Here is a 26258-nt window from a genome sequence, read left to right as displayed (position 1 = left end):
CCTAATTATTAAGATGATGAAGCATAAACACATTGGATTACAAATAATTAAAATAAGTACATAACTTTACACCTCTATAAATAATTAAAAATGAGATTTAGTAAGAGATCGACGAATTTTGGATTAAAGTACTTTTTTTGAAAAAAAATTAGTCCACCTACTACTCTGGACGCAGTTCCGAAGGTAGTTTTTCATGCTTTTTCTTGAAAGCAGCACTAAATTTACTAGGACTATCATAACCCACTTGGAGGGCAATTTGCTTGACTTGCATGCCTGTGTTCTCTAATAATTGCAAGGCAAGTTCCATTTTTTTATCGATAATGTATTGTAAAATGGAAGTACCGTAAACCGATTTGAAGTCGGTTTTTAATTTGGAAGTCGAGATATGGAGTTGCTCGGCTAGCGCATCGATACCCATAAAAGGTTTGGATAAATTCGTGGTGATTAGCAATTCACATTTTGCTATTTTTTTATAATCAACAGATCCTTTTTCCTGATAATCATCATCACGATTGTCTGCAAAAACATGTTTAAAAAAAGAAGTCAACAAACTCAAAGACTGTGCTTTCAAAACTGTTTTATTTAAAATATCAGTACCAAACGTTTTAAAAGTGTCTAAAATTTCTTGAGATAATTTCACTGCGTTGGGAACAATGTCTTGATAAGAAACGAAGCCTTTATCTGAATCTAAAAACTTCTTAAACGGAAGATTCCTATCTAATTGATTTAGTGGGATATGCTCTTGAAGCCAACTTGGACTTATGTAGTAAATATAAAACAGGCATTTAGAACCCTTATAAAAACAGGCTCCTACATCAACCCCAGGTTTTTTAAAAGCCCAAAATTTATTCTGGAAAGGCATTTTATCAATAAACACATTGTTCAACTGTACTTCACTCTCAAAAACAGAAAAGGTTACAGAGTAATGATCGCTAGGAATATCGGGTGCGTAAACTGACTTAATCACACTATCATGCTTAAACTCTACATTAGTTATTGTGAGCCATAAGCCTTCGTCAATTTTACGGTAACGCATAGACCCTTTGATAAAAGGATTATTTCGCACCACTAGCTGTTCCTTAGCAATATGTTTACTTCCTGGACTTTTTATTGTAGACTCAATGAATAATTCGGGCGTGTTTGCGACAAAGGGGAATTCAAAAAAGCCGTCCCGGTAGAACTTAAAATTAGGAGCAATAAATTGAAACCACTTTGATAAAATCATGATAAAAATTAAAAAAACATTCTTTCACACATTCCTAATACTGCTACAACTAACGCTTGAACCTTAAAAACGAGGCGTTAAATACTTCATTATAAACAAATGAGCAGGTTACAAATAAACAAAAAAATACTAATACAAAAAAAACCGATTCAAGATCAAAACAGGATTTTCATGCCAGGACAAACGTAGTTATCAACAAAAAGGAACGAATACAAAGCCGAAAAAACCTTAACGTACTTAAAATCATGTTGTTAAAAATCAACATCATTAAAACAGCTATTGATAAGATTTAAAACAGACCGATCCTGTTTAACCTTCAGAAAAAACCAAAATGAAAAAGAAATTCCCTTGCTCTTAATTATTTGAACGTCGTAATATTTGAGCAAAAAAAAATAATTCGAAAACAACTTTAAAAAACATTTTTCAACAAAAAAAACCACATATAGAGAAATAAAACCAGAAGGATAAAAGATCAGTATCTAATTAATTCGCAAACAAACAGATAAAACACTTTTTAAACACTAATAAAAAATACAAAAAATACTATAAAATTAAATTATTCTTAAAAAACACTAAAAACCAAATCAAAACATCTAACTGCCACTGCTAGTTAAATAAAAACCGCTCCTATACAAGTTAGAAAACTCATTATAGAAAAACTGAACTACATAACCGAACAAATAAATTTTGGGTATCGTATAAAATCGAATATTGGAATTGACTAATTAGAACCATTTTTTAATTTTGCTGTCCTATTATAATTGACCACAATTATTGGCATTATAAAATTACACTTAAAAAATATTAAAATGAGTACTACATTATTCGACAAAGTATGGGATTCGCACGTGGTGCGTAAAATTGAAGATGGACCAGACGTGTTTTTTATTGACCGCCATTTCATTCATGAAGTGACTAGTCCTGTTGCTTTTTTAGGTTTAAAAGAAAGAGGAATTACAGTTTTATACCCAGAGCGTACTTTTGCTACTGCAGATCACAATACACCAACTATTAACCAACACTTACCAGTTGAAGATGCTTTATCAGCAAATCAATTGAAAGCCTTAGAAGACAATGCTGCTGAATACGGTATATCACACTGGGGATTGGGTCATGCCAAAAACGGAATTGTACACGTAGTAGGTCCTGAAAACGGAATTACTTTACCGGGTGCTACCATTGTTTGTGGAGATTCACACACTTCAACTCACGGTGCTTTTGGAGCGATTGCTTTTGGAATCGGAACTTCTGAGGTAGAGATGGTGCTTTCTACACAATGCATCATGCAACCAAAACCAAAGAAAATGCGTATCAACGTAAACGGAACTTTGAGTAAAGGTGTAGGACCAAAAGACGTTGCGCTTTATATTATTGCTCAATTGACTACTTCTGGAGGAACAGGTTATTTTGCTGAGTACGCTGGAAATGTTTTTGAAGAAATGTCTATGGAAGGCCGTATGACGGTTTGTAACCTTTCTATCGAAATGGGTGCTCGTGGTGGTATGATTGCTCCTGACCAAAAAACATTCGATTTCCTTGAAGGTAGATTATATGCTCCAAAAGGAGAAGCTTGGACAAAAGCAGTTGAATATTGGAAAACGCTAAAAACTGATGCTGATGCCATTTTTGATGCCGAATTAAACATCGACGCAGCAGATATCGAACCAATGATTACTTATGGTACAAATCCAGGTATGGGAATTGGTATTTCTAAAAGCATCCCCAATGCAAGCCAAGTGCAAGGCGGAGCTGAAACTTACAAAAAATCATTAGCCTATATGGGTTTCAATGAAGATGACGTAATGATAGGGAAACCTATTGATTTTGTTTTCTTAGGAAGTTGTACTAATGGACGTATTGAAGATTTTAGAGCCTTTACTGAAATTGTAAAAGGACGTAAAAAGGCAGATAACGTTACAGCTTGGTTAGTCCCAGGTTCACATGTTGTAGAAGCACAAATCAAAGAAGAAGGATTGTTAGATATTCTTACTGAAGCTGGTTTTGTATTGCGTCAACCAGGATGTTCAGCTTGTTTAGCAATGAACGATGACAAAGTACCTGCTGGAAAATATGCAGTAAGTACGTCAAACAGAAACTTTGAAGGGCGTCAAGGTCCAGGTTCAAGAACATTGCTAGCGTCTCCAATTATGGCAGCAGCAGCAGCCGTTACTGGAAAATTGACAGATCCAAGAGAGCTTTTTTAGAAAGGCTATTAGCTTTTGGCTTTTAGCAATTGGCAATTGGCAAAACCAGATAGTTAAGAACCAAAAACTATAAAATGAGAGACTATAAAAATTACACTGTTTGGCAAGATGGACATCAGTTAACAATGATAATTTATAATCTCACTAAGCATTTTCCAAAAGAGGAATTATTCGGATTAACAAGTCAACTGAGAAGAGCCACAAGTTCTGTTCCAACAAATATAGCCGAAGGTTGTGGAAGAGAATCGGATGCAGATTTTAGAAGATTTCTCATCATGGCACACGGATCAGCGACTGAAGTAGAATACTTATTATTTTTAAGTTTTGAATTAGAGTATACTTCAAAAGAAGCTTACGAAGATTTTACAGAGAAAATAGTTGTTCTTAGAAAACAGTTACGAAAATTAATAGAAAAATTAAAATAACCCGCAAACGCTCAATGCAATAACTCCGTTTTTCAACGGACCAAATGCTAAAAGCAAATGCAATAAAATAACCGGCAAACGTTTAATGCAAAGACTCCGTTTTTCAACGAGCCAAAAGCTAAAAGCCAAAAGCCAAAAGCAATAAAAACATGGCATACGATAAATTTAACATCCTTACTAGTAGTGCAGTGCCACTACCGATAGAAAACGTAGATACGGATCAAATCATCCCCGCTCGTTTCTTGAAAGCTACAAAACGTGAAGGTTTTGGAGACAACCTTTTTAGAGACTGGAGATACAATGGAGACGATACTCCAAAAGCTGATTTCGTTTTGAATGATGCAACTTACTCAGGTAAAATCCTTGTTGGAGGAAAAAACTTCGGTTCAGGTTCTTCTCGTGAGCACGCTGCTTGGGCGGTGTACGATTACGGATTCCGTGCAGTAGTTTCTTCTTTCTTTGCAGATATCTTCAAAGGAAACTGTTTGAACATTGGTGTTTTACCTGTTCAAGTAAGCCCTGAATTTGCTGATGCAATCTTCAAAGCTATTGAAGCAGATCCTAAAACAGAATTAGAAATCAACTTGCCAGAGCAAACGATTACTTTGAAAGCTACTGGACAAAAAGAATCTTTTGATATCAATGGATACAAAAAGAACAACATGATCAATGGTTTTGATGATATTGATTACCTACAAAGCATGAAGTCTGAGGTGGTAACATTTGCTGACAAGCTTCCTTACTAAAAAACAACATTTATAATGCAGTTACCCTAGCTCCACTTCATTGTTGCATACGGTAACTGCTTTTATAATTTTACAAAATACCATTACACCATTCTATTCTAGTAGAAAATTCGTGTAAGCATCAAATTTAAAAATGGAAAAAAGAAAAATTGAAATAATGGATACAACACTCCGCGACGGTGAACAAACCTCGGGAGTATCTTTTTCTGCTGCAGAAAAATTAACCATTGCCCAATTATTACTGGAAGAATTAAATATTGATCGAATAGAAATTGCTTCGGCTCGTGTGAGCGAAGGAGAATTTCAAGGCGTAAAAGGCATTATGGCTTGGGCCAAAGAAAAAGGATATACCAACCGCATCGAAGTTTTAACCTTTGTTGATGGCGGATTATCTATTGAATGGATGAATAAAGCAGGTGCCAAAGTTCAAAATTTATTGACCAAAGGTTCAATGAATCATTTGAAGCACCAGTTAAAAAAAACACCTGAACAGCATTTTAGCGAAATTGCACAAACAATAGCGCTTGCCAAAGAAAATAATATTGCGACTAACGTTTACCTAGAAGACTGGAGTAACGGGATGCGCAACTCACCTGACTATGTTTTTCAGTTTTTAGATTTCCTAGTAACACAAGGGGTGAAACGCATTTTACTTCCGGATACTTTAGGAGTTTTGATTCCGTCAGACACTTATAATTTTGTTGCTCAAATAACAGCAAAATATCCAAATATTCATTTTGATTTTCATGCTCACAATGATTACGACTTGAGTATTGCCAATGTGATGGAAGCATTGAAAGCAGGAATAAAAGGACTACACGTGACCGTAAACGGAATGGGGGAACGCGCTGGAAACGCACCTCTTGAAAGTACCGTTGCGGTAATCAATGACTTTATGCCTGAGATTGAAATCAATGTAAAAGAATCGTCATTATACACCGTGAGTAAATTAGTCGAAACATTTACTGGCTATAGAATCCCAGCCAACAAACCTATTGTAGGCGATAATGTTTTTACGCAAACTGCAGGTATTCACGCCGACGGTGATAATAAAAATAACTTGTATTTTAATGATTTGCTTCCGGAACGTTTTGGAAGAAAAAGACAATATGCTTTAGGAAAAACATCTGGTAAAGCTAATATTGAAAAAAATCTGCAAGAACTTGGATTACAACTTAATCAAGAAGATTTAAAGTTAGTTACCCAACGTATCATTGAATTAGGTGACAAGAAAGAAACAGTAACCAAGGAGGATTTGCCTTATATCATTTCAGATGTATTGCACAGTCAGATCTTTGAAGAAAAAATAGTAGTTGAATCGTACATTTTATCTCATGCCAAAGGAATGCGTCCTTCAACAACTCTATCCTTAAGAATCGATGGAGAACTAATTGAAGAGCACGCCCAAGGCGACGGACAATTTGATGCTTTTATGAACGCTCTAGGCAAAATTTACAAAAGCAAAAACTTACAACTACCAAAGCTGATCGATTACGCGGTACGAATTCCACCAGGAAGTAGCTCAGATGCATTATGCGAAACAGTGATTACTTGGACAAATAACGGAAAAGAATTCAAAACAAGAGGATTAGATTCAGATCAAACTGTTGCAGCAATAATTGCTACACAAAAAATGTTGAATGTGGAGTAATCCCCACCCCAGCCCTCCCCCAAGGGGAGGGAGACATTATGAATAAAAAAGTTTAGAACGCACTCCATAATTGCTTTGTATTTCTTCAAAGGAAGAAATACAAAGCAACAAAGAGGGGAATTACAAAATAAAAAAAATATAACCCAATCCAATAACCATCCAGTCTCCCCCTCCTTCGGAGGGGGTCGGGGGGGGAGGAAAACAAAACAATTATGAAATACACTATCGCCCTTTTAGCCGGAGACGGAATCGGACCAGAAGTAATCAATGAAGCAGTAAAAGTTTCGGATGCCATTGCAAAAAAATTCAATCATGAAATCACTTGGACACCAGCACTTACTGGAGCTTGTGCCATTGATGCGGTAGGCGTTCCTTACCCTGATGAAACACACGAAATATGTATGGCTGCTGATGCTGTTTTATTTGGCGCTATTGGTCACCCAAAATACGACAACGACCCAACTGCTCCGGTGAGACCAGAACAAGGATTATTGTTAATGCGTAAAAAACTAGGTTTGTTTGCCAATGTGCGACCTACCTTTACCTTCCCTTCTTTGATTGACAATTCTCCTTTAAAAAGAGAACGCATTGAAGGAACTGATTTAGTATTCTTAAGAGAATTAACTGGCGGAATCTACTTTGGAGAAAAAGGAAGAAGAGACGGTGGAGAAACTGCTTTTGATAATTGTGTGTACACAAGAGCCGAAGTACAACGTTTAGCTAAAAAAGGGTTTGAACTAGCCATGACAAGATCTAAAAAACTATGTTGTGTAGACAAAGCTAACGTATTAGAAACATCTCGTTTATGGAGAGAAACTGTACAAGCTATGGAAAAAGACTATCCAGAAGTAACAGTTAGCTACGAATTTGTAGATGCTGTTGCGATGCGATTAGTACAATGGCCAAACTCATATGATGTATTGATTACTGAGAATTTATTTGGAGACATTTTAACGGATGAAGCTTCGGTAATTTCAGGATCTATGGGATTAATGCCATCTGCATCTGTAGGTGAACATACTTCATTATACGAACCAATACACGGTTCTTACCCACAAGCAACTGGTTTGAATATCGCAAACCCATTGGCTACTGTACTATCTGCAGCAATGATGTTTGAAGACGCTTTTGGTTTAACCGAAGAAGCAGCTGCAATTAGAGCCGTAGTAAACAAATCATTAGAACAAGGAATTGTAACCGAAGATTTAGTTGCTAAAGGCGCTACAGCTTACAAAACAAGCGATGTAGGAGACTGGTTAGTAGCTAACCTATAATTTATGCTCTAGTATATACTTGAACCATAAAACAGCATATGAATCATTAAAAAAAGCGATCAATTGATCGCTTTTTTTAATTTATAATATCAAGAAAACAACTCCTTTTTCACCACCTCATAATAACTATCGCTCACCGGAATAATAACATCTGAGAGTATTAGATCACGACCTTTAAGACCTGTAACCTTGCTTTTATTCACAATAAAAGAACGGTGCACTCTAATAAATTGCGAAGGATCTAATGTTCTTTCTAAAGATTTTAAGGTTTGATAGCTCATGATCTTTTTTCGATTGGCATAAAAAACAACATATTCACTATCGCTTTCGATATGGGTAATCTCGTCTATTTTTACTTTAAAAAAATCATACCCAGATTTAATGGTTAGAGTATCAGGATAAATAGGCGTGTCTGTTTTTATTTTTTGAACAGCCTTCAAAAATCGCTGAAAAGCAATAGGCTTCAACAAATAATCAGCTGCATCGAGTTCAAAACCTTCCAAAGCGTACTCAGAATATGCTGTTGTAAAAATAATCTTTGCCGTTGAAGGGACCAACTTGGCAAACTCTGTTCCTTTAATCTCTGGCATTTGAATATCTAAAAAAACGATTTTAATATCTTCTTTTTTTAAGATCGTCATGGCATCCAAGGGATTTTCAAACGAGCCCACCAACTCCAAAAAATCAACTTTTTCTACGTGATTTTTCAGCAATTCTCTACCTAGTTCTTCATCGTCGATTATAATACATTTATACATTCACCTTCATTTTTAATTCTACTTTAAAGGTATTATTATTTTCTACAATTACAACATTATGTGTATCAGGATAAAGTAATGATAGTCGTTTTTTTACATTTCGAATACCAATACCTCCTACTTTATCTTTATTAACAGGTCCTTTTTTAAAGCTATTCTCCACAACAAAAACAATGGAGTCGTTAGTAGAATGCAAGTTTATTGTAATAAAACCTTCCCCAATGTTTTGAATATTACTGTGTTTAAAAGCGTTTTCAACAAATGGAATCAGGAGCATTGGCGCTACTTGCAACTTCGGGTCATCTACTGTAAATGAAGTAGTAATAGCATACTTTTTACTACTTTTTAAAACATACAACTGTATAAAATCTTCAATATAAGCCACCTCTTTTTCTATAGGCACTAGGGGTTTTTCACAATCGTACAAAACATAACGCAGCATTTCGGACAGGTACAGAATACTTTCCTGAGCCTTAGACGCATCAATGATTGACAGCGCGTATATATTGTTTAAGGAGTTAAATAAAAAATGTGGATTTATTTGTGACTTTAAAAACTTGAGTTCATTCTCTATTGTTTCAGACCTACTTAAAATCAAGGCTTCTTCCTTTCTTTGAGCAAAAGAGAACGTTTCCAGAAAAGTAGCAAAAACATAGGAAACGCTAATCAATAACAGATTGATGAATATAGGTCCTGGGAGATTATTTCGACGCAGTCCAGGTGGTGGCAAATTGTTTTGTCGCAATCCATCTGGTATCGGACCTTCAGCCCCAACATGTCCTCGTATCATTAATGACGAAAGAAATGCACCTACTAAGATCATCACAATCGAAAAAAACACAAACTGTACATATTTCTTTTTGAAGAGAAAATGCGGTGCCAAAAAGTAAATAAGCCCAATAATTAAAACTGCTTGACAAATATAAGCAGCTAAATTTTCGTGTATAAAACGCATGATATTATCTTGGTTTAAACCAATAATAATCATAACTAAAAGCCATAAAACAAGCTGAAAGACAGCTCTAGTAAATTTATTCATGATGCAAATAAATAAAATAAAAATTAACTCAACGGGTAAAACACTACTAAATATCAGACTAAAAAGGTACAGCCATATAGCAAATAATAGCGTTTACTAAAAACATAAGTTCATTCACTGAATACTACTCACTATAAAGTACTTAAAAACACCACACCCCTATCAAGAACAATTCAAAAATTTAATGCCACAATAAAAGACAACTACAATAAAAAACCAAAAAACACAAACAAAAACCTACCCGGCAAGTAAATTACAACTTCCTCTCTTATACAAACTATGTCCAAGATGGATTAAAAGCACGGAACCCACTAGCAACAATCAAACAAAAGCACTTTTACATTTTAAAACTCCTTAAAACCTTATTTACTGAAAACATCAAGCCATTGACTGAAAACTAAAATTTCATATATAAAAATTCCTCAAATTTGTACTCGATAACAACTTAAAGATACAAATACCATGAAAAACAAGATCACTTATACAGCATTTGCAATTTTAGCAACAATAACTTTTAGTTATGCGCAACCGCCTCAAGGACAAGAAGGAAGAAAACAACCAACACCAGCAGAGCTAATTAAAGAATTAGACACTGATAAAGACGGACAATTATCTAAGACAGAAGTCAAAGGGCCTTTAAAAGACGATTTTAGTAAAATAGACACCGACAAAGATGGCTATATCACACTTGAAGAGCTAAAGAAAGCACCTAAACCAAAAGCTAAGAAACAAAGAGATTAATTTTTATTTCACCCACCCAAATCACATAATTTAAATCACCAAAAAAATGAAAAAAGCAAATTTAATTCTAACGGGAATAAGCGCTATAGCAGTGACAATGATGACGTATTCATGCAGTAGCACAGACTCTGAAGAAACTACGACGGAAACATCAGGAACACTTGATCCTGCTTACGCCGCATTTGATACTACGCAAACCGACATTTATTTAAACGGAACAAATGTAGTAATTGAAACTACAGGAAGACCTAATCATAAAAGTACATACTGGGGTACAACAAACGCTTTGTATCTAAGTGAACCAACTGTAGATATGACAGCTGGCGGAGCTACTTTGATCACAGGTTATGATGCATCAGGATCTCTAACTGTTCCTCAAAACCCAACAAATGCAAGTAAAACTACGGCTACATCACTTAACCATGTAGGTATTGCCGTGAGTGGTGCTGCTATCTTTAATGATTCCGAAGGGAATGGTCCATTATCATCTGCAGCAGGTAGTTTAGACTGGTGTGGCGCACACATCGGGCCATCGGTTTACCACTATCATTTAGAACCAAAAGCTTTTTCTTATGATGACAGTAATTTGGTTGGAGTTATTGCTGATGGTTATTTTATCTACGGTAGAAAGTGTAGTTCTACAGGAACTTATCCTACTGATTTAGATGCTTCACACGGGCACACTTCAACAACTCCATACTCTACGACTGCAAAATACCACTACCATATTAGTAGCACTTTGTATTCTACTACAGGAAGCTATGTTGTTTTTGCAGGACCGTATAAAGGAACACCAAGTAGTTTTGTTAAATAAATCATTGATAATAGTACTGATTTTTTGTTTTTTTGGTTGTAAAGACGGCGGTAACGCATCCGTTTCTTACAATCAAAAAGACAAAAATTTGGTGCATAATACTGTAGAGAAAAGCAAACTGGATTTGCACTCAAATGAAGGAAAATGGTATTATAAAGGAAAACCCTTTACCGGAGATGCGGTTAGTTATTATTCTGATAAAAAGAAAAAAGAAGTAGTTCCGTTTTTTGAAGGGCAAAAAAATGGCTTAAGCCAAAAATGGTTTGCTAACGGAAAACTTCAAAAACAAACTTTTTACAAAAATAACAAATTAGAAGGCGAAGGGAAATCATGGTGGGAAGACGGTAAACAAGCCACAAAATCATTTTACATCAACGGAGTTGGAAATGGAGTTCAAAAAGAATGGCACCCTAACGGTAAAATGTCTAAATTAACTACCCTGAAAAACGGAGTTGAAGAAGGATTGCAACAAGCTTGGCTTGAGAATGGTAAAATTTATGTGAACTGCGAAATGAAAAATGGTCGCGCTTTTGGACTCAAAAAAGCGATTTTGTGTTATGAATTGAAAAAAGAAGAAGTGCAATATGAAAAATAGTTTATACCTCCTTGTTAGCCTACTCCTATTGATTGGGTGTAAAAATACAACAGAAGAAAAAGTTGTATCTAGAGTAGATACTTTGCCTTTTTATGAAGACCCAACCTTTACGCCTAAATGGATTTCAAAAGACAGCGATTCATTGAAAAACTTTCATGCAATTGCAAATTTTTCATTGACTGATCAAGAAGGAAGCACGATTACGAATGCTACTTTTGCGAATAAGATTTATATCACCAATTTCTTTTTTACAACTTGTCCTGGTATTTGCCCAAAAATGGCCACTAGCATGACGACCTTGCAAAAAGAATTTCTAAACAACGATGGGGTAGAATTACTATCTCATACAGTTACACCTGAAACGGATTCTGTATCTGTTTTGAAAAGTTATGCTACAGACAACGGAGTGGTTTCATCAAAATGGCATTTAGTCACTGGGACCCGAAAAGAAATATATGCTTTGGGGCGTAAGTCCTATTTTGTTGAAGAAGATTTAGGGAAGAAAAAATCGGATGATGATTTTTTACATACCGAAAATTTTGTGCTAATTGATAAAAATAGACATATTCGCGGGATCTACAACGGATTAAATCCCACGTCAATGCAAGAACTTATTGCAGATGTGAAGCTACTTCAAAAAGAATAATTAAAAAACTGTTATGGTTTTTAAAAAAGGCTGTTCGAAATTAAATCCGAACGGCCTTTTTTATTAAGCTTCTAGATTCGAACAACCTAACAAAACCAATTTAGAGCCTCTGACCCAGATTTTGACACCCAATACAAACCGTTTACTGAAAATAAAACACCTTCTACTGAAAACGTAATGAACATACCAACATATTTATGATATTTGACAACCCTAAAGAATTTCAAATTCATGAAAAAAAATACTCATTATACCGCGTTTGCACTTTTTGGAGCAGTCCTTTTTAGTTATGCACAACCACCTCAAGGACAAGAGGACAGAAAAAGGCCAACCATCGAGCAATTATTCAAACAGATGGACGCCAACAAAGACAGTAAACTTTCAAAAAAAGAAATCAAGGGACCATTAAAAAACGATTTTGATCAAATTGACCTTAACAAGGATGGCTTTATTACGAAAGAAGAATTAAAGAAAGCGCCCAGACCTGAAAGACCTAGACCTGATAACGATAACTAAAAGAAATAAAATGAAAAATTCAAATAAAAAATTTATTGCTATAGTAGGACTTGTGTTGTTAACGACCGTTGCTTGCAGCAGTAGCGACTCAAGCACTGAAGACACTACTACAACTACAGGGACAACTACCACTACAGGTAGCACAACCGTGCCTACAGTATTTACTACTAATTACAAAACAGCAGTAACCTTGTCATCTGATGGTACTTCGGTAACAATGAAGTCAAACGGAACTCCAGATCACGTAACTCCATATTGGGGAACTGGAAATGCTTTGTACGAAGCACAAACAACAGGACAAACTGTAAATCCAGGAAACCTACAGTCGCAAGTTTTTGTAATGACTATTCCTATCAACCCTGTTGCTGCAACATCTAAAGAAGAAACCTCACTTGGACCAATTGGTATGGCGCTAAACGGTGTAGCAATCTACAACGATCGTGAAGGAGGAAACGTACCTGTTGATTCAGGAACATTAAAATCATTTGATAGAGCTGGAGCCCATAGTGGACCTGGAGGATTATACCATTATCACTTTAATGGTGATTTCACATCTGATGATGACGCTAAATTAATTGGTTGGTTAAGAGATGGTTTCCCTATTTACGGTCGTAAAGACAAAGACGGTACTTACCCATCTACATTAGACACAAATGGCGGACATACGGGAGCAACAGCAGATTATCCTAACGGAATTTACCATTACCATTGTTCCAACGTGAATTATATGGATTCAGGATTTTATGTATTAAAAGCAGGAAGTTATAATGGTACAAAAGGAACGTTTACTTTTTAAAACATATTGTTTCATCATTTTTGCAATCGTTTTTTCTAGCTGTAAAAAAACAACCAAGCTAGCAGACATTAATACTGCTACCTTGGTTGTTGATATCTCAAAAATACCACACGACACCATTTCATCTGAAGATAAAAACTTAAAATTAGACAATGGCGTGGTCTATTTAAATAACACAGTGTTTTCAGGATTTGTCAAAGAAAAACACAGCCCCACAAAAGTTAAAGCGGTTTTTTGTTTTTTAAATGGAAAACAACATGGCGAAACCAAAAGCTATTTTTCAAATGGAAAACTAAAGGACTCGCGCACCTACAAAGAGGGCAAGTCCTATGGTAGACAATACGGATATTGGGAAAACGGACATCAAAAATTTGATTTCATTTACATCAATGACAAGCGTGAGGGCCTGCAAAAACAATGGTACGAAAGCGGACAAAAATATGCGTTTTTAACCTTTAAAAATGACCAAGAAGACGGCATGCAAAAAGCGTGGCGTGAAAACGGGAAGCCTTATATTAACTACGAAGCTAAAGAAGGTCATCGATACGGTTTACAAAAATCAAATTATTGTTATACGTTAAAGGATCAAAAAATAAAATTATCAGGAAAATGAGAGCAAAATTTATACTATTTTTTATAGGGTTGTCAGTACTATCTTGCAAGGACGAAACTAGAAAACTTCCGTATTACAACACCTCAGACTACACACCAGTTTGGGAGCTTCCAGATACCGATAATTTTCATAAAATACCTCCATTCCAACTAACAGATCAAGAAGGAAAAATGTTTTCTGAGGAAAGCTTGAAAGGCAAGATTGCTGTCGTTAATTTCTTCTTTACTACTTGCCCAGGTATTTGCCCAAAGATGGCCAATAGCATGTCACTACTACAAAAGGATTTTTTAAATGATAATGCGGTCCTTTTAGTATCACATTCGGTTACACCAGACCAAGACAGCGTTGCTATACTGGCTAAATATGCAAAAAAGAACAAAGTAGTATACAACAAATGGAAGCTGCTCACAGGGCCTAAAGAAGAAATCTATAATCTAGGCCGTAAGTTTTATTTTGTCGAAGAAGATCTAGGCGAAAACAAGGAGAGCTCTATCTTTTTGCATACTGAAAATTTTGTTTTAATAGATAAAAATAGAATGATTCGCGGCATCTACAACAGTCTTGACCCCACTAGTATGGCTTCTTTGAATGAAGACATTAAAGTACTAGAAAAAGAGTAAACGAATTTCTCCTATTTCAATTAAACAAAGAAAAAATGAAAAAAGTAAGCTTATTATTTCTAGCAGCACTTCAGGTTGCGTGCAGTGGCACAGACTCTAGCGATGCAAATGGCTCGACTACTAGTGGGACCGTAGATATAACCACAGTAGTGCAATCCAAATTTTTCAATAGCGCTGTCGTATCTACAAGCGGAACCAGTATTCTAATTAAGAGCAATGGACTTCCGCAACATAAAACGCCCTATTGGGGAGTTGGAAACGATTTATACGAAGACTTTCCAGACGGTTATCATACGAATGTTAACACTAGTATATCGGCACAAAATTATTCCATGACTATTCCAGCAAAGCCTGTTGCATCTACAACACACGAGGAAACGACCTTAGGCGCTATCGGATTAGCATTGAACGGCGTACCCATTTACAATGACAGAGAAGGTGGTAATGTAGCACTTGACGCCTTAACCATAACCACCTTTGACTATTCTGGAGCGCATCCTGGACCAAGCAAAGATTACCATTATCACACAACAGGAAGATACACCACGACAGATGATACCAACCTAGTTGGATTCCTTAGAGATGGTTTCCCTATTTACGGCCGTAAAGACAATAGCGGAACTTATCCTTCGGACCTAGACACTTATGGTGGACATACGGGTGCTACTGCTGATTTTCCCGACGGAATATACCATTATCACGCAAGCAATGTAAACTACCTCAATACCGGCTACTACATCCTAAAAGCAGGGTCTTATTACGGGTCGAAAGGTACATTTACACAATAATAAATCATGTTTTTAAAATTGGGTTAGTAAGCAATTAAAAACAGAAAAACCGTCTCAAAAATCATTTTGAGGCGGTTTAATTTTGCACATCCTTTACTTTGGAAGTTAAAGAAAACAGACTAAATATAGTTAAATAGAAATGCACTGTAACACTAAATTCGAAAATACAAATTGTTATAAACACAAAAAAGGGGACAATTTACATTGTCCCCTTTCTTTATACTTGTAAAAAAGAATATTAATATCCTCCTCTGTTTCCACCACCACGGTTATCTCCACCACGGCTGTTTCCACCATAACCACCACGAGAGTCTCCTCCACGGTTGTTATTAAAACTTCTTCTTTCTCCTTCTGGTTTTGGTTCAGATTTGTTAACCACAATTGCACGTCCTTGAACAGTAGCTCCGTTCAATTCGTCAATCGCTTTTTGAGCGTCGTCATCATTTGGCATCTCAACAAAACCAAATCCTTTACTTCTTCCTGTAAATTTATCAGTGATAATTTTAACTGAATCAACTGCTCCGTAAGCCTCGAAAGACTCTCTTAAATCTGCTTCCTCAATACTGAATGGAAGACTTCCAACAAAAATATTCATATGTACTTATTTATAATAATTGCAACAAATGTAGTCTAAATATTTTCTAATTAACTATAAATTAGCTTATTTATGATTTTATTTTAATTTAAAAAAGAAACAACCACACAAATAAAAAACAATAATCAACTAGAAACCACTGATCACGCCTGATAAATAAATTACTTAGCAGTAACTGGAATCTTGTAAAAAATACCTTGCTGAAAGTTTAAAGTTGCGTCGTCCAACGAATTAGCGTCTGTATTCTTAGCATTAAACTTAAAATTCCCCGAGATGGTTTTATTCACTTGATCATATTCTGTAACAATAATCTGCCCGTCGCCCATATCTAATCCTGTTTCGTACGTAAGCACTCCTGTCAAATCTGTTTTAACATAACTCACCTTGTTCACCACTCCCGTACCTAATATATAGGTATTAGGCAAGGCATTTCCTGTAACAAAATGAACCACTTCATTCCCAGTGTAAGCATCAATATTCAAAACCCCGCTGGCTTGTACCGTAGCTTTCGTTTGAACCGCACGCCAAAAAATATTGTCTTTCAAACCTTGAAAAGACGGATTATTAAACTTAATATCCTCTTCGCAAGACGACAAACCAAAAAGAACTACCAGAAGTAAAAAATATTTTTTCATAAATTATAGCATTGTTACAAACAAAAGTAAAATAATAAAGCCAAAAAACGAGAATTTACAAACTAAAAAGCCCTAAATCATTATCCTTCAAAATAATATACAGCTATTAGTTATTTCAAAAAAATAGTATATCTTTGCACCCTTAATTAACAGAGGTCGAGTACCTCAAAATTTAATCATACAAGATTATGTCAGTAAAAATTAGATTACAAAGACACGGTAAAAAACAAAAACCTTTTTACTGGGTTGTAGCAGCAGATGCTCGCTCAAAAAGAGATGGTAAATACCTAGAAAAAATAGGTACTTACAATCCAAACACAAACCCAGCAACTATCGAGTTAAACCTTGATAGCGCAGTAAAATGGTTGCACAATGGTGCACAACCAACTGATACTGCTAAAGCTATTCTTTCTTACAAAGGTGCTTTATTGAAACACCACCTTGATGGAGGTATTCGCAAAGGAGCTTTGACGCAAGAGCAAGCTGATGCAAAATTAGCTGCTTGGTTAGAAGCTAAAAACGGAACAGTAGACGCTAAGAAAGATGGTTTATCAAAAGCGCAAGCTGATGTTAAAGCTAAAGCATTCAAAGCAGAACAAGAAGTTAACGCTAAACGTTTAGCTGCAGCTGCTCAAGCAGAAGCTGACGCTATCGCTGCTGCAAACCCAGTTGCTGAAGAAGTAGCTGAAGTTGAAGCTTCAACTGAAGAAGCTCCTGCTGCAGAAGAAAACAACGAAGAAACTCAAGCATAATTTACAAGCGACGATGCGCAAAGAAGATTGTTTCTACTTAGGCAAAATCGCCAAAAAATTTAGCTTTAAAGGCGAAGTTCTGATCTATTTAGATACAGACGAACCTGAGTTATACGAAAACTTGGAATCAGTGTTTGTTGAAAACAACAAACACTTGGTTCCTTTTTTTATTGAAAATAGCTCTTTACATAAAAACGACTTTCTAAGAGTTCGTTTTGAAGATGTGAGTACCGAAGAAGAAGCCGAAGCCTTGCTAGGATGCGACTTATACCTTCCTTTAAAAATGCTACCAAAACTTAGTGGTAACAAATTCTATTTTCATGAAGTAATAGGTTTTGAAGTGGAAGACCAACGTCTAGGCGTAGTTGGAAAAATCGAATCTATCAACGATAGCACCGCACAACCTTTATTTGAGGTTTTGAATGGCGAAGTTGAAATTTTAATCCCAATGATTGACCATTTCTTGGTCCAAATTGACCGAGAAAACAAAAAGGTAATCATGGATTTACCAGAAGGTTTAATCGAGATGTACCTTTAATTTATATTTTGAACCATTAAGAAATTAAGGTTCATTAAGTCTTTTTTCTTAACTCCGTTAACTTCTTAAAGGTTTAATCTTTAAAATTTTCGTTTTGTCTAAATTCCAATTCAAACAATTTACCGTAGAACAAGATCGCTCTGCCATGAAAATTGGAACTGACGGTGTATTATTAGGTGCTTGGACTCCAACAGACAACAACCCGTATAGTATATTAGACATCGGAACAGGTACAGGAGTCATTGCATTAATGCTTGCCCAACGAAGTAATGCCGAACAAATTGACGCCTTAGAAATTGACGAACAAGCTTACGAGCAAGCAGTTGACAACTTTGAAAACTCCCCTTGGAGCGATCGCCTATTTTGTTTTCATGCCGGTTTAGATGAATTTATAGACGAGCCCGAAGAAGAATACGACTTGATAGTATCCAATCCTCCTTTTTACAGCGAAGATTACAAAACAGAAAATGAACAGCGAGACCTCGCACGTTTCCAAGACGCCATGCCTTTTGAGGATTTAATCGAAGCCGCGTCAATGTTTTTATCGGATAATGGAATATTCACAGTGATCATTCCCTTCAAGGAAGAAGCAAATTTTTTGGCTTTAGCCAATGAAATGGAGCTTTATCCCATAAAAATCACTCGCGTAAAAGGAACACCAACTACTGAAATCAAACGCAGTCTATTGGCCTTTGGCCGAAAAGAGATTATTGATTTCCCCATTGACGAATTAACAATTGAGACAGCACGTCATATTTACACTCCAGATTACATTGCATTGACAAAGGATTTTTATTTAAAGATGTAATAACCTTTAAATAACACCTTTCACAATCCAAAACTCACATTTTAGCCCTTTATAAATGCTTTTTAGGCTAAGACTCTTGCATTTTACAGCCTCCAAGGAGCACCAAAATGCAATAGTTCATTTCATTTTATCTAACATGTAAAAATATAACAAATAATAATGGTTTTGTTATATTTCTTTATGTAAATTTGTTTTAGAAAATAATGCTTTTCAATCTTCCTTAAAAAAGAGACCCAAAAGCCAGACCAACGCTATACAATTACTAAACAAATAAAAGCTCCTTATGAAACCAGATTTATTTCAAGCGCCAGATTACTATTTACTAGACGATTTATTGACTGAAGAACACAAACTCGTTCGTGATTCTGCACGTGCATGGGTGAAGAAAGAAGTCTCTCCAATCATTGAAGAATATGCTCAAAGAGCCGAATTTCCAAAACAAATCGTAAAAGGTTTGGGAGAGATTGGTGGTTTTGGCCCTTATATTCCCGTTGAATATGGTGGCGCTGGACTTGACCAAATATCTTATGGATTAATCATGCAAGAAATCGAGCGTGGTGACTCAGGTGTACGTTCTACATCATCAGTTCAATCGTCATTAGTAATGTATCCTATTTGGAAATATGGTAACGAAGAGCAAAGAATGAAATACTTACCAAAACTAGCAACAGGAGAATTCATTGGCTGTTTTGGTCTTACAGAACCTAATTATGGATCTGATCCCGGAAGCATGATCACCAACTTTAAAGACATGGGCGATCATTATTTATTAAACGGAGCCAAAATGTGGATCTCAAACGCACCATTTGCCGATATTGCGGTAGTATGGGCAAAAAATGAAGAAGGAAGAATACACGGTCTAATCGTAGAGCGTGGTATGGAAGGATTTTCAACTCCTGAAACCCATAACAAATGGTCATTACGTGCATCCGCTACAGGTGAATTGATATTTGACAATGTAAAAATTCCAAAAGAAAACTTATTACCAAACAAATCGGGACTTGGTGCACCACTTGGATGCTTAGATTCGGCACGTTATGGAATCGCCTGGGGGGCAATAGGAGCAGCAATGGATTGTTATGACACCGCATTACGTTATGCCAAAGAACGCATACAATTTGACAAACCAATCGCAGGAACACAATTACAACAAAAGAAATTGGCCGAAATGATTACTGAAATCACTAAAGCACAATTGCTAACTTGGAGATTAGGTGTACTAAGAAACGAAGGAAAAGCGACTACAGCACAAATCTCTATGGCCAAAAGAAACAATGTAGATATGGCAATAAACATTGCACGTGAAGCAAGACAAATTTTAGGCGGAATGGGAATTACGGGCGAATATTCAATTATGCGTCACATGATGAACCTGGAATCAGTAATTACTTATGAAGGAACTCACGATATTCATTTATTGATCACCGGAATGGATATCACTGGAATTCCAGCATTTAAATAAAATAAACAACTATTAAAGTATTTATAAAATTGATTACAAAAGCTTCTTGGAAACAAGAAGCTTTTTTTATATTTACAAAAAAATAACCCCTTATGACTATTCAACAAATAGAGGACGCCATCACCCCTCAAAAAAAGGCTTTGCTACAACATCCGCTGTACGAAAAAGTAAAAACAATCACTGATTTACATAGCTTTTTAGAAAATCACGTTTTTGCAGTATGGGATTTTATGTCTTTGTTGAAAGCCCTACAATCTAAGCTAACTTGTACAACGACACCTTGGTTTGCATCGCCAAATCCAGAGACACGATACCTAATCAATGAAATTGTTCTTGCTGAAGAATCGGATTTAACCATCGACGGACGCCGACAAAGTCATTACGAAATGTACATTGAAGCGATGCAAGATTGCGGAGCAAATACTATCGAAATAGACACATTTCTATCCGAAGTACATTCGTTACAAAACATTTTCGTAGCAATTAAAACCAGTAATTTACATCCAAAAATTAAAGCATTTCTTGACTTTACTTTTAGAGTAATCGAAGAAGGAAAACCACATGAAATTGCTGCCGCGTTCACCTTTGGAAGAGAAGATTTGATTCCGAATATGTTTACTGTGATTTTAAAAAACTTTCAAACCAACTTTCCTGATACAGACTTAAGTAAATTAATCTATTATTTTGAGAGACATATCGAACTAGATGCCGATGAGCATGGACCGATGGCAATGAAAATGATCACAGAACTTTGCGGTGAAGACGCTCAAAAATGGGCCGAAATCGAAGCCGTATCCATCCTAGCTTTAGAAAAAAGAATAGGTTTATGGGACGCCATCGAAGAAACCATTGCCTTAAAAGAAGAAATGGTCTAAAAACCAGTAGATCCATTATCTCGTAACTAGTATTAGAATTGAAAAACTTCAAGCCTAATGAAACTAAAAAATCTAATACTAGTTATGATTCTACCGCTGATGAATATAACAAGCTGCATCAGCACAAAAAAAACCAATACCACTGTCCCTTTCCGCTATTTAGCACTTGGTGATAGCTACACCATTGGTCAAAGCGTATGCAAGGCTTGCAGCTTCCCTGCCCAAATACAAAGCCAATTACAAGCCAACAATCCGCACAATGCCTACACCAAAGATATCATTGCCCAAACAGGCTGGACAACTACAAACCTACTTAAAGCCATTGATGATCACAATCCAGACAGCAATTATGACCTAGTAACCTTATTAATAGGCGTAAACAATCAATTTCAGAACAAGGATTTCGACATATACCAGCAAGAGTTTCCAGCTCTTGTTCATAAAGCAATCGCTTTTGCGAAAGCAAAAAAAACAAACCTAATCGTGCTCTCCATTCCTGACTATGCCTATACTCCATACGGATTACAAAAAGGCAAGACGAAAAGGATTACAGAAGAAATTAACCGGTATAATGCTTTCGCAAAAGCGTATTGCACCGCCCACAACATCCATTTCATCACTATTACAGATATAACCAGACAAGGACTTACGAATCCAAAACTCGTTACAACCGATGGCTTACATCCTTCAAAAAAGGCTTATTCCTTGATTGCGGATCGTATTTTAGTGCAACTACAAGGGATAAATAAAAACCAAACTAAGCGGCCTTAGACCTCCAAATAAAGCCATCTAGAAAATAATGGGTCAACTGAGGTACCGTGAGTAAAGGAACCACAATAAATTGCCAATTTGAAACAGCAAAATAGGGGGTTGTAAATTTCTCATTCCACACTGCAACTTCCCAAACGTACTCTTCGAAAAAAGCAACTGCAAACAAAAACAACAAAAAAAGCAGCACTCCTTTTAATCCTTTTACATAATTCAACACCCCTAGATCCGTAGCAGACTTTTTTTCAATTTCATTAAGATAAATCAAAGCCATGTACGGAATACCATGCGATACTACATTGAGCAGTGTAAAAACCAAATCGTTGTTAAAATAAACAATCCCCACATACCAAGACAAAAAAGTACCGATAATAATAGCGTGTTTCGGAATATTGAAATACTGGGTTTTTACTGCCATAAAAACAGTTCTAAAGAGATAAATAACCACAACAAAAGCATAACACCATCGCAAGACTTCTAGCAGCAAAATACTTTCGAACTTAAAAAAATCAAATTCCGTGAACCAATTGAATTCACGAGGAGACGATAAAAACCAATACAACATGGGATAACCAGTAGCGGTGTAAATAACCAAATTATCAAAACCACTAGTCCAAGCAGTCTTCCCCTCATTACGGGAATACAATCTCATTATACCATATTGTTGTCTGATGAAATGAAAAACAGCCACATACGCCAGAACAGACCAAAAAACGGCACTACCAAAAGCAAAAAGAACCATCCCTATACCAAAACAAATTATAGGCAAAGTAATTAGCAACGCTTTTCTCTTTTTAAATGCTGACGGGACAAAATAGGTTTTAAACAATGTAGCATAAACGTGCGCTACATCGATAAAAACAATTAAAAAAAGCCATGTATAAAATGAATAATACCTTTCAATAGCTTGTATCGCATCTTGAAAAATAAAAACAATTGCGACTACTATAAAAGAAGGCGCAAGAATAAAAAGACCATCTGTACTTTTTTTATGAATCCACGGTTGTTCCATCCAAAATGGTGTTTACTACATTAATTCCTTGATGAAAAGCTTCTTCAAAAATAGAAATTCCAGACAAATCTGAATGTGCAAAGAAAATACAATCATCAATACTCTTAGCAGCTTGTTTCTTGGCTTGTCCGAATATAAATCCAGGTACAGGGCTTACCATTCCGTGACCCAAAAGATGAATATTGATTTCCTCAGTATTTAACTCAATTCCGGGATGCGCTATATTTAAATCCTCAAATACAAGCTGTTTCCAATGTTCTTGTTTTTTATGATACAACTCTTTTCTACTTTTCTTTAAATCAGCCGATGAAAAACTATAATAATAGGTAATCACTTTTTTAGCCTGTACCTGCGACACTGACTGTTGCTGATCATAGACATATCCCAAGCCTTTGGCACCATGAATTACATTGTCCCAACACAAAGAAAAACTATTATTATCACCCAAATCAGCAACCACCAGGGTAGCTAATAGCCAAGGCGCATAATGAAAATCTTTAGTAAACAGCTTCCTTCCACTAAAAACATACTGGTTCACAAACTGTGGAGTGGCCATAATCACTTTATTAGCAATCACTTCAATAGACTTCTTGTTACCAGCGTCATAGATGGTTGCCAATGCTTTATCACCTTGGGTTTTCACTTCGTATACTAAATGGTTTTTCAATACTTTACCCGCTGTATATTTCTTTAAATGAAAAGCCAATCGTGCATTTCCTTCTGGCCACGTAAGAACAGTGTCTCTTGAACCTGGCGCACTATCTTGCTTCCTTCCGGCAAAATAATGAATTCCGGCCCAAGCAGAAACATAGGCAATACCCAACCCAAAATCGTCACGACAACAATAATCTACATAATCAAAAAGAGGTTTCGAACTAAAACCAGATTCTTCTAGCCATACTTTCATGGTTCGATCATCCAAAGCGCGTACCGCTTCATCATTGGACGAAAGTCCCAAAGGAATATCAAAAAAATAACGACCATCACTCCCTTTTCCTGAACGATACCCATCCATTTTTGTAAAAAAATCGACATACTCATGCTCTTCACTCAGCGCAATTCCATTTCTAGGAACTAATCCTTCTTGCCAACTGTTTTTGTAAAACAAACGTTCGTCTGGTGCAAAAGTGAGCTGCAATTCATCAAATATTGGAAAACCTTTAGCATCAAAACCTACAATAATTTTCTCTTCCACTAGAAACTGCAACAACTCCTTGTCCTTTTTATTAGGTAAAGGGAGGTAATGCGCGCCCAAAGGATACTTCGAGTATTGATTCTCTCCATTAGATGCGTTACCGCCCAAATGGTTTTCTAATTCGACCACTAAAAAATCAGTAATACCTCTTTTTGACAATTGTCTTGCCGCACTCAAACCTGATATTCCGCCACCTACAATTAAATAAGGGATATGAATTTGAGCACTGGGCGTAGGAAAATCTCTGGTACGCAAACGGTGTCCCAAAATATGATTTGTTCCAGATAACTTGATCAATATTGTAATTACTTTTTCTTTGCAAGCCTGCAAAAAAGGAATCACAAGTAATGAAGCTGCTATACCTTTAAAAAAAAGACGTCTTGAATTATTATAATTTTCCCCACTCCTCATCAAAATATCGTACTAGAATTTGATTATCCAATCGATTGACTTCAATGTCATTTGAAATCATATCCTTAGAAAAATAATTAAATTTATCAAACTGATAATTATAAAAACGCAACCCTTTTACCTGCCTATTCACAGTATTAAAAGTAGTACCAAAACCATTAATTGCGATAGAATAGCCCCACTCACCAAAAGAAGGAACATAGGCATGATAAGCATCAACCTGAGGAAAAACAGCCATTAAGGTTTTATTAATACACCAAAAAGATTTGGGTGCAAAATAAGGCGAAGTAGTTTGAACCACTATAACAGCATCAGGCGACAGAATTGATTTTATAGTGGCGTAAAAATTTAGTGAATACAACTTACCTAAGCTATAATTAGACGGATCTGGAAAATCAATAATCACGGCATCATACTTTTTTTTACAACTTTTAGCCCAAACAAAAGCATCTTGATTGTAAACAGTAACCTTAGTATTATTGAGTGAATTGTGATTAAAACCCGTTAGAATCGTATTTGTTTTAAACATCTTAGTCATCCCTTGGTCAAGATCTACTAAGGTAACATCTTGTACATCGTTGTACTTTAGAATTTCTCTAACCGCTAGCCCATCGCCACCACCTAGAACTAAAACGTGCTCTACTTTCTTTGCCATTGCCATTACTGGATGCACTAAAGCTTCGTGGTACCGGTATTCATCTGTGGAACTAAATTGTAAATTATTGTTTAGATACAAACGATAATCACTTTTATTATGTGTTAAAACAATGCGTTGATAGGGTGTGGAATTAGAATAAATAATGTTCTCTCCGTACATTTTCCCCTCAGAATAGGACAAAATAGAACCCGAAAAAATAAAAACAGTCAAAAGAATTAAAAAGGAAACGATCGCTTTTGTACGCAACCAATTCACTTTTTTTAATTCGTTTTTCAACAAAAAACACAACGCTATTGCTATACTGATGTTTATCATTCCGAAAAAAAGTGAAGTACCCATAATTCCTAATTTGGGCACCAAAACTAGCGGAAACAATATAGAAGCAAGCAAAGCTCCAATGTAATCAAAAGTAAAAACATTAGAAACTAAATCTCTAAAAGCTACTTTATCTTTTAAGATATTCATCAAAAGAGGAATCTCTAATCCTACCAAACAACCGGTAATAAAAACAAATAAATACAAAACAAACTGAAAGGAATACACACTTTCAAACAATAAAAAAAGCACCACTGAACTCAAGCCGCCCACGAGTCCCACTAAAATTTCAATCTCTACAAAGGTGTTGAGCATGTTCTTCGTAAGAAACTTAGAAAAATAAGAACCAATACCCATTGAAAACAGGTAAACTCCAATGATAAAAGAAAACTGCTTGACTGAATCTCCCAGCAAATAACTCGCCAGAGTTCCTGCCACAAGCTCATAGACTAGTCCACAAGTTGCAATAGTAAAAACAGCAAATAGCAATAAATATTCAAATTTTAAAAACTTCTTACCCATGAATAGCGGCGCTAATAATCATAGACATCCCAATAATTAAAGCTCCTAGAACAATTGCTACAGCAATATTGTTTTTCTCAGTAACTTCTTTCCAAGTGTTCTCTGGAGTTAATTTTTCGATAATAAAATAAGCAATTAGCAGTATAATAATCCCCAAAAGAGAAAACAATAAAGAGCTCAAAATAGGTTTAAATGAAATTATGTCCATGATATTTGTATTTAAGTGTTATTTATGATAAAAATGAGTTCGCCCACCATTAT

General features: G+C 35.8%; 29 protein-coding genes. 20 read left to right on the top strand and 9 right to left on the bottom strand.

Going from position 1 to position 26258, the window contains the following annotated elements:
• Positions 1-160 precede the first annotated feature (160 nt).
• Positions 161-1225, bottom strand: a complete 1065-nt coding sequence (locus tag H8R24_RS10665) for a helix-turn-helix transcriptional regulator (RefSeq protein ID WP_187018730.1) — start codon at positions 1223-1225, stop codon at positions 161-163.
• Between the two features lie 809 nt (positions 1226-2034).
• On the opposite strand from H8R24_RS10665, the gene leuC reads away from it, so the two are divergent.
• The 5 genes from leuC to leuB all read left to right on the top strand — a co-directional run bounded on the left by leuC (position 2035) and on the right by leuB (position 7525).
• Positions 2035-3429, top strand: coding sequence for a 3-isopropylmalate dehydratase large subunit (gene leuC, locus H8R24_RS10660; protein WP_187018732.1), 1395 nt, complete (start codon positions 2035-2037; stop codon positions 3427-3429).
• 74 nt (positions 3430-3503) lie between these two features.
• Positions 3504-3854, top strand: a complete 351-nt coding sequence (locus H8R24_RS18070) for a four helix bundle protein (protein ID WP_222617393.1) — start codon at positions 3504-3506, stop codon at positions 3852-3854.
• A gap of 149 nt (positions 3855-4003) precedes the next feature.
• Positions 4004-4600: a 3-isopropylmalate dehydratase small subunit gene (gene leuD / locus H8R24_RS10655; protein ID WP_187018734.1), complete on the top strand. Its 597-nt coding sequence runs from the start codon at positions 4004-4006 to the stop codon at positions 4598-4600.
• Positions 4601-4733: 133 nt separating this feature from the next.
• Complete coding sequence (locus tag H8R24_RS10650) at positions 4734-6251, top strand: alpha-isopropylmalate synthase regulatory domain-containing protein (RefSeq protein WP_187018736.1); 1518 nt, start codon at positions 4734-4736, stop codon at positions 6249-6251.
• A gap of 212 nt (positions 6252-6463) precedes the next feature.
• Entirely contained in the window at positions 6464-7525 is a 1062-nt protein-coding gene (leuB, locus tag H8R24_RS10645) for a 3-isopropylmalate dehydrogenase (RefSeq protein WP_187018738.1), read from the top strand.
• Between the two features lie 89 nt (positions 7526-7614).
• Here the strand turns inward: leuB and H8R24_RS10640 are convergent, their stop codons facing one another.
• Both H8R24_RS10640 and H8R24_RS10635 read right to left on the bottom strand, forming a co-directional pair.
• Positions 7615-8283 (bottom strand): LytR/AlgR family response regulator transcription factor, encoded by a 669-nt coding sequence (locus H8R24_RS10640; protein WP_187018740.1) that lies wholly within the window; start codon positions 8281-8283, stop codon positions 7615-7617.
• Complete coding sequence (locus tag H8R24_RS10635) at positions 8276-9322, bottom strand: sensor histidine kinase (protein WP_187018742.1); 1047 nt, start codon at positions 9320-9322, stop codon at positions 8276-8278. Before H8R24_RS10635 ends, H8R24_RS10640 begins: the two co-directional genes overlap by 8 nt.
• Positions 9323-9784: 462 nt before the next feature.
• Here H8R24_RS10635 and H8R24_RS10630 point away from each other — a divergent pair, with 462 nt between their 5' ends.
• The 9 genes from H8R24_RS10630 to H8R24_RS10590 all read left to right on the top strand — a co-directional run bounded on the left by H8R24_RS10630 (position 9785) and on the right by H8R24_RS10590 (position 15451).
• Positions 9785-10063 (top strand): EF-hand domain-containing protein, encoded by a 279-nt coding sequence (locus tag H8R24_RS10630; RefSeq protein ID WP_187018744.1) that lies wholly within the window; start codon positions 9785-9787, stop codon positions 10061-10063.
• A gap of 46 nt (positions 10064-10109) precedes the next feature.
• The gene (locus H8R24_RS10625) at positions 10110-10877 is read left to right on the top strand and encodes a YHYH protein (protein WP_187018746.1); all 768 of its coding nucleotides are present in this window, start codon (positions 10110-10112) and stop codon (positions 10875-10877) included.
• Positions 10878-10881: 4 nt separating this feature from the next.
• The gene (locus H8R24_RS10620) at positions 10882-11472 is read left to right on the top strand and encodes a toxin-antitoxin system YwqK family antitoxin (protein WP_225876803.1); all 591 of its coding nucleotides are present in this window, start codon (positions 10882-10884) and stop codon (positions 11470-11472) included.
• A complete protein-coding gene (locus H8R24_RS10615; RefSeq protein WP_187018750.1) occupies positions 11462-12118 on the top strand; it encodes an SCO family protein in 657 nt (218 codons plus the stop codon). The genes H8R24_RS10620 and H8R24_RS10615 overlap by 11 nt, the downstream gene beginning before the upstream one ends.
• Before the next feature lie 231 nt (positions 12119-12349).
• Complete coding sequence (locus H8R24_RS10610) at positions 12350-12634, top strand: EF-hand domain-containing protein (protein ID WP_187018752.1); 285 nt, start codon at positions 12350-12352, stop codon at positions 12632-12634.
• A 10-nt stretch (positions 12635-12644) separates the two neighbouring features.
• Positions 12645-13430, top strand: a complete 786-nt coding sequence (locus H8R24_RS10605; protein WP_187018753.1) for a YHYH protein — start codon at positions 12645-12647, stop codon at positions 13428-13430.
• Positions 13402-14043: a toxin-antitoxin system YwqK family antitoxin gene (locus H8R24_RS10600; RefSeq protein ID WP_187018755.1), complete on the top strand. Its 642-nt coding sequence runs from the start codon at positions 13402-13404 to the stop codon at positions 14041-14043. The genes H8R24_RS10605 and H8R24_RS10600 overlap by 29 nt, the downstream gene beginning before the upstream one ends.
• Positions 14040-14663, top strand: a complete 624-nt coding sequence (locus H8R24_RS10595) for an SCO family protein (protein ID WP_187018757.1) — start codon at positions 14040-14042, stop codon at positions 14661-14663. The genes H8R24_RS10600 and H8R24_RS10595 overlap by 4 nt, the downstream gene beginning before the upstream one ends.
• Before the next feature lie 35 nt (positions 14664-14698).
• Positions 14699-15451, top strand: a complete 753-nt coding sequence (locus H8R24_RS10590; RefSeq protein WP_187018759.1) for a YHYH protein — start codon at positions 14699-14701, stop codon at positions 15449-15451.
• Positions 15452-15689: 238 nt separating this feature from the next.
• Here H8R24_RS10590 and H8R24_RS10585 read toward each other — a convergent pair whose 3' ends face one another.
• Both H8R24_RS10585 and H8R24_RS10580 read right to left on the bottom strand, forming a co-directional pair.
• Positions 15690-16046, bottom strand: coding sequence for an RNA recognition motif domain-containing protein (locus H8R24_RS10585; protein ID WP_026707763.1), 357 nt, complete (start codon positions 16044-16046; stop codon positions 15690-15692).
• Positions 16047-16207: 161 nt separating this feature from the next.
• Complete coding sequence (locus H8R24_RS10580) at positions 16208-16681, bottom strand: DUF6252 family protein (RefSeq protein ID WP_187018762.1); 474 nt, start codon at positions 16679-16681, stop codon at positions 16208-16210.
• Positions 16682-16869: 188 nt separating this feature from the next.
• Between H8R24_RS10580 and H8R24_RS10575 the strand changes: the two genes are divergently transcribed.
• The 6 genes from H8R24_RS10575 to H8R24_RS10550 all read left to right on the top strand — a co-directional run bounded on the left by H8R24_RS10575 (position 16870) and on the right by H8R24_RS10550 (position 21887).
• Positions 16870-17433, top strand: a complete 564-nt coding sequence (locus H8R24_RS10575; protein ID WP_187018763.1) for a 30S ribosomal protein S16 — start codon at positions 16870-16872, stop codon at positions 17431-17433.
• 13 nt (positions 17434-17446) lie between these two features.
• Positions 17447-17971 carry a ribosome maturation factor RimM gene (gene rimM, locus H8R24_RS10570; protein ID WP_187018765.1) on the top strand — a complete coding sequence of 175 codons (525 nt, stop codon included), beginning with the start codon at positions 17447-17449 and terminating at the stop codon, positions 17969-17971.
• Between the two features lie 145 nt (positions 17972-18116).
• On the top strand, positions 18117-18779 hold the full coding sequence (locus H8R24_RS10565) for a tRNA1(Val) (adenine(37)-N6)-methyltransferase (protein ID WP_187018822.1): 663 nt from the start codon (positions 18117-18119) through the stop codon (positions 18777-18779).
• Between the two features lie 283 nt (positions 18780-19062).
• The gene (locus H8R24_RS10560; RefSeq protein WP_187018767.1) at positions 19063-20241 is read left to right on the top strand and encodes an acyl-CoA dehydrogenase family protein; all 1179 of its coding nucleotides are present in this window, start codon (positions 19063-19065) and stop codon (positions 20239-20241) included.
• Positions 20242-20333: 92 nt separating this feature from the next.
• Positions 20334-21116 (top strand): DUF3050 domain-containing protein, encoded by a 783-nt coding sequence (locus H8R24_RS10555; RefSeq protein ID WP_187018768.1) that lies wholly within the window; start codon positions 20334-20336, stop codon positions 21114-21116.
• Positions 21117-21200: 84 nt separating this feature from the next.
• The gene (locus H8R24_RS10550) at positions 21201-21887 is read left to right on the top strand and encodes an SGNH/GDSL hydrolase family protein (protein ID WP_225877618.1); all 687 of its coding nucleotides are present in this window, start codon (positions 21201-21203) and stop codon (positions 21885-21887) included.
• Here H8R24_RS10550 and H8R24_RS10545 read toward each other — a convergent pair.
• Genes H8R24_RS10545 through H8R24_RS10530 form a run of 4 tightly spaced genes read right to left on the bottom strand, consistent with a single transcriptional unit; the run spans position 21874 to position 26205 of the window.
• Positions 21874-22896 carry a hypothetical protein gene (locus H8R24_RS10545; protein WP_187018772.1) on the bottom strand — a complete coding sequence of 341 codons (1023 nt, stop codon included), beginning with the start codon at positions 22894-22896 and terminating at the stop codon, positions 21874-21876. The genes H8R24_RS10550 and H8R24_RS10545 overlap by 14 nt on opposite strands.
• Entirely contained in the window at positions 22874-24502 is a 1629-nt protein-coding gene (locus H8R24_RS10540; RefSeq protein ID WP_187018774.1) for a flavin monoamine oxidase family protein, read from the bottom strand. The genes H8R24_RS10545 and H8R24_RS10540 overlap by 23 nt, the downstream gene beginning before the upstream one ends.
• Positions 24480-25997 carry a polyamine aminopropyltransferase gene (locus H8R24_RS10535; protein ID WP_187018776.1) on the bottom strand — a complete coding sequence of 506 codons (1518 nt, stop codon included), beginning with the start codon at positions 25995-25997 and terminating at the stop codon, positions 24480-24482. Before H8R24_RS10535 ends, H8R24_RS10540 begins: the two co-directional genes overlap by 23 nt.
• Positions 25990-26205, bottom strand: a complete 216-nt coding sequence (locus H8R24_RS10530; protein WP_187018778.1) for a DUF350 domain-containing protein — start codon at positions 26203-26205, stop codon at positions 25990-25992. Before H8R24_RS10530 ends, H8R24_RS10535 begins: the two co-directional genes overlap by 8 nt.
• Between the last annotated feature and the right edge of the window lie 53 nt (positions 26206-26258).

The sequence above is a fragment of the Flavobacterium muglaense genome (assembly GCF_014305155.1).
GTDB lineage: Bacteria > Bacteroidota > Bacteroidia > Flavobacteriales > Flavobacteriaceae > Flavobacterium > Flavobacterium muglaense.
The sequence above is the reverse complement of the archived record's forward strand: the minus strand, read 5'-3'. Positions and strand labels throughout refer to the sequence as shown.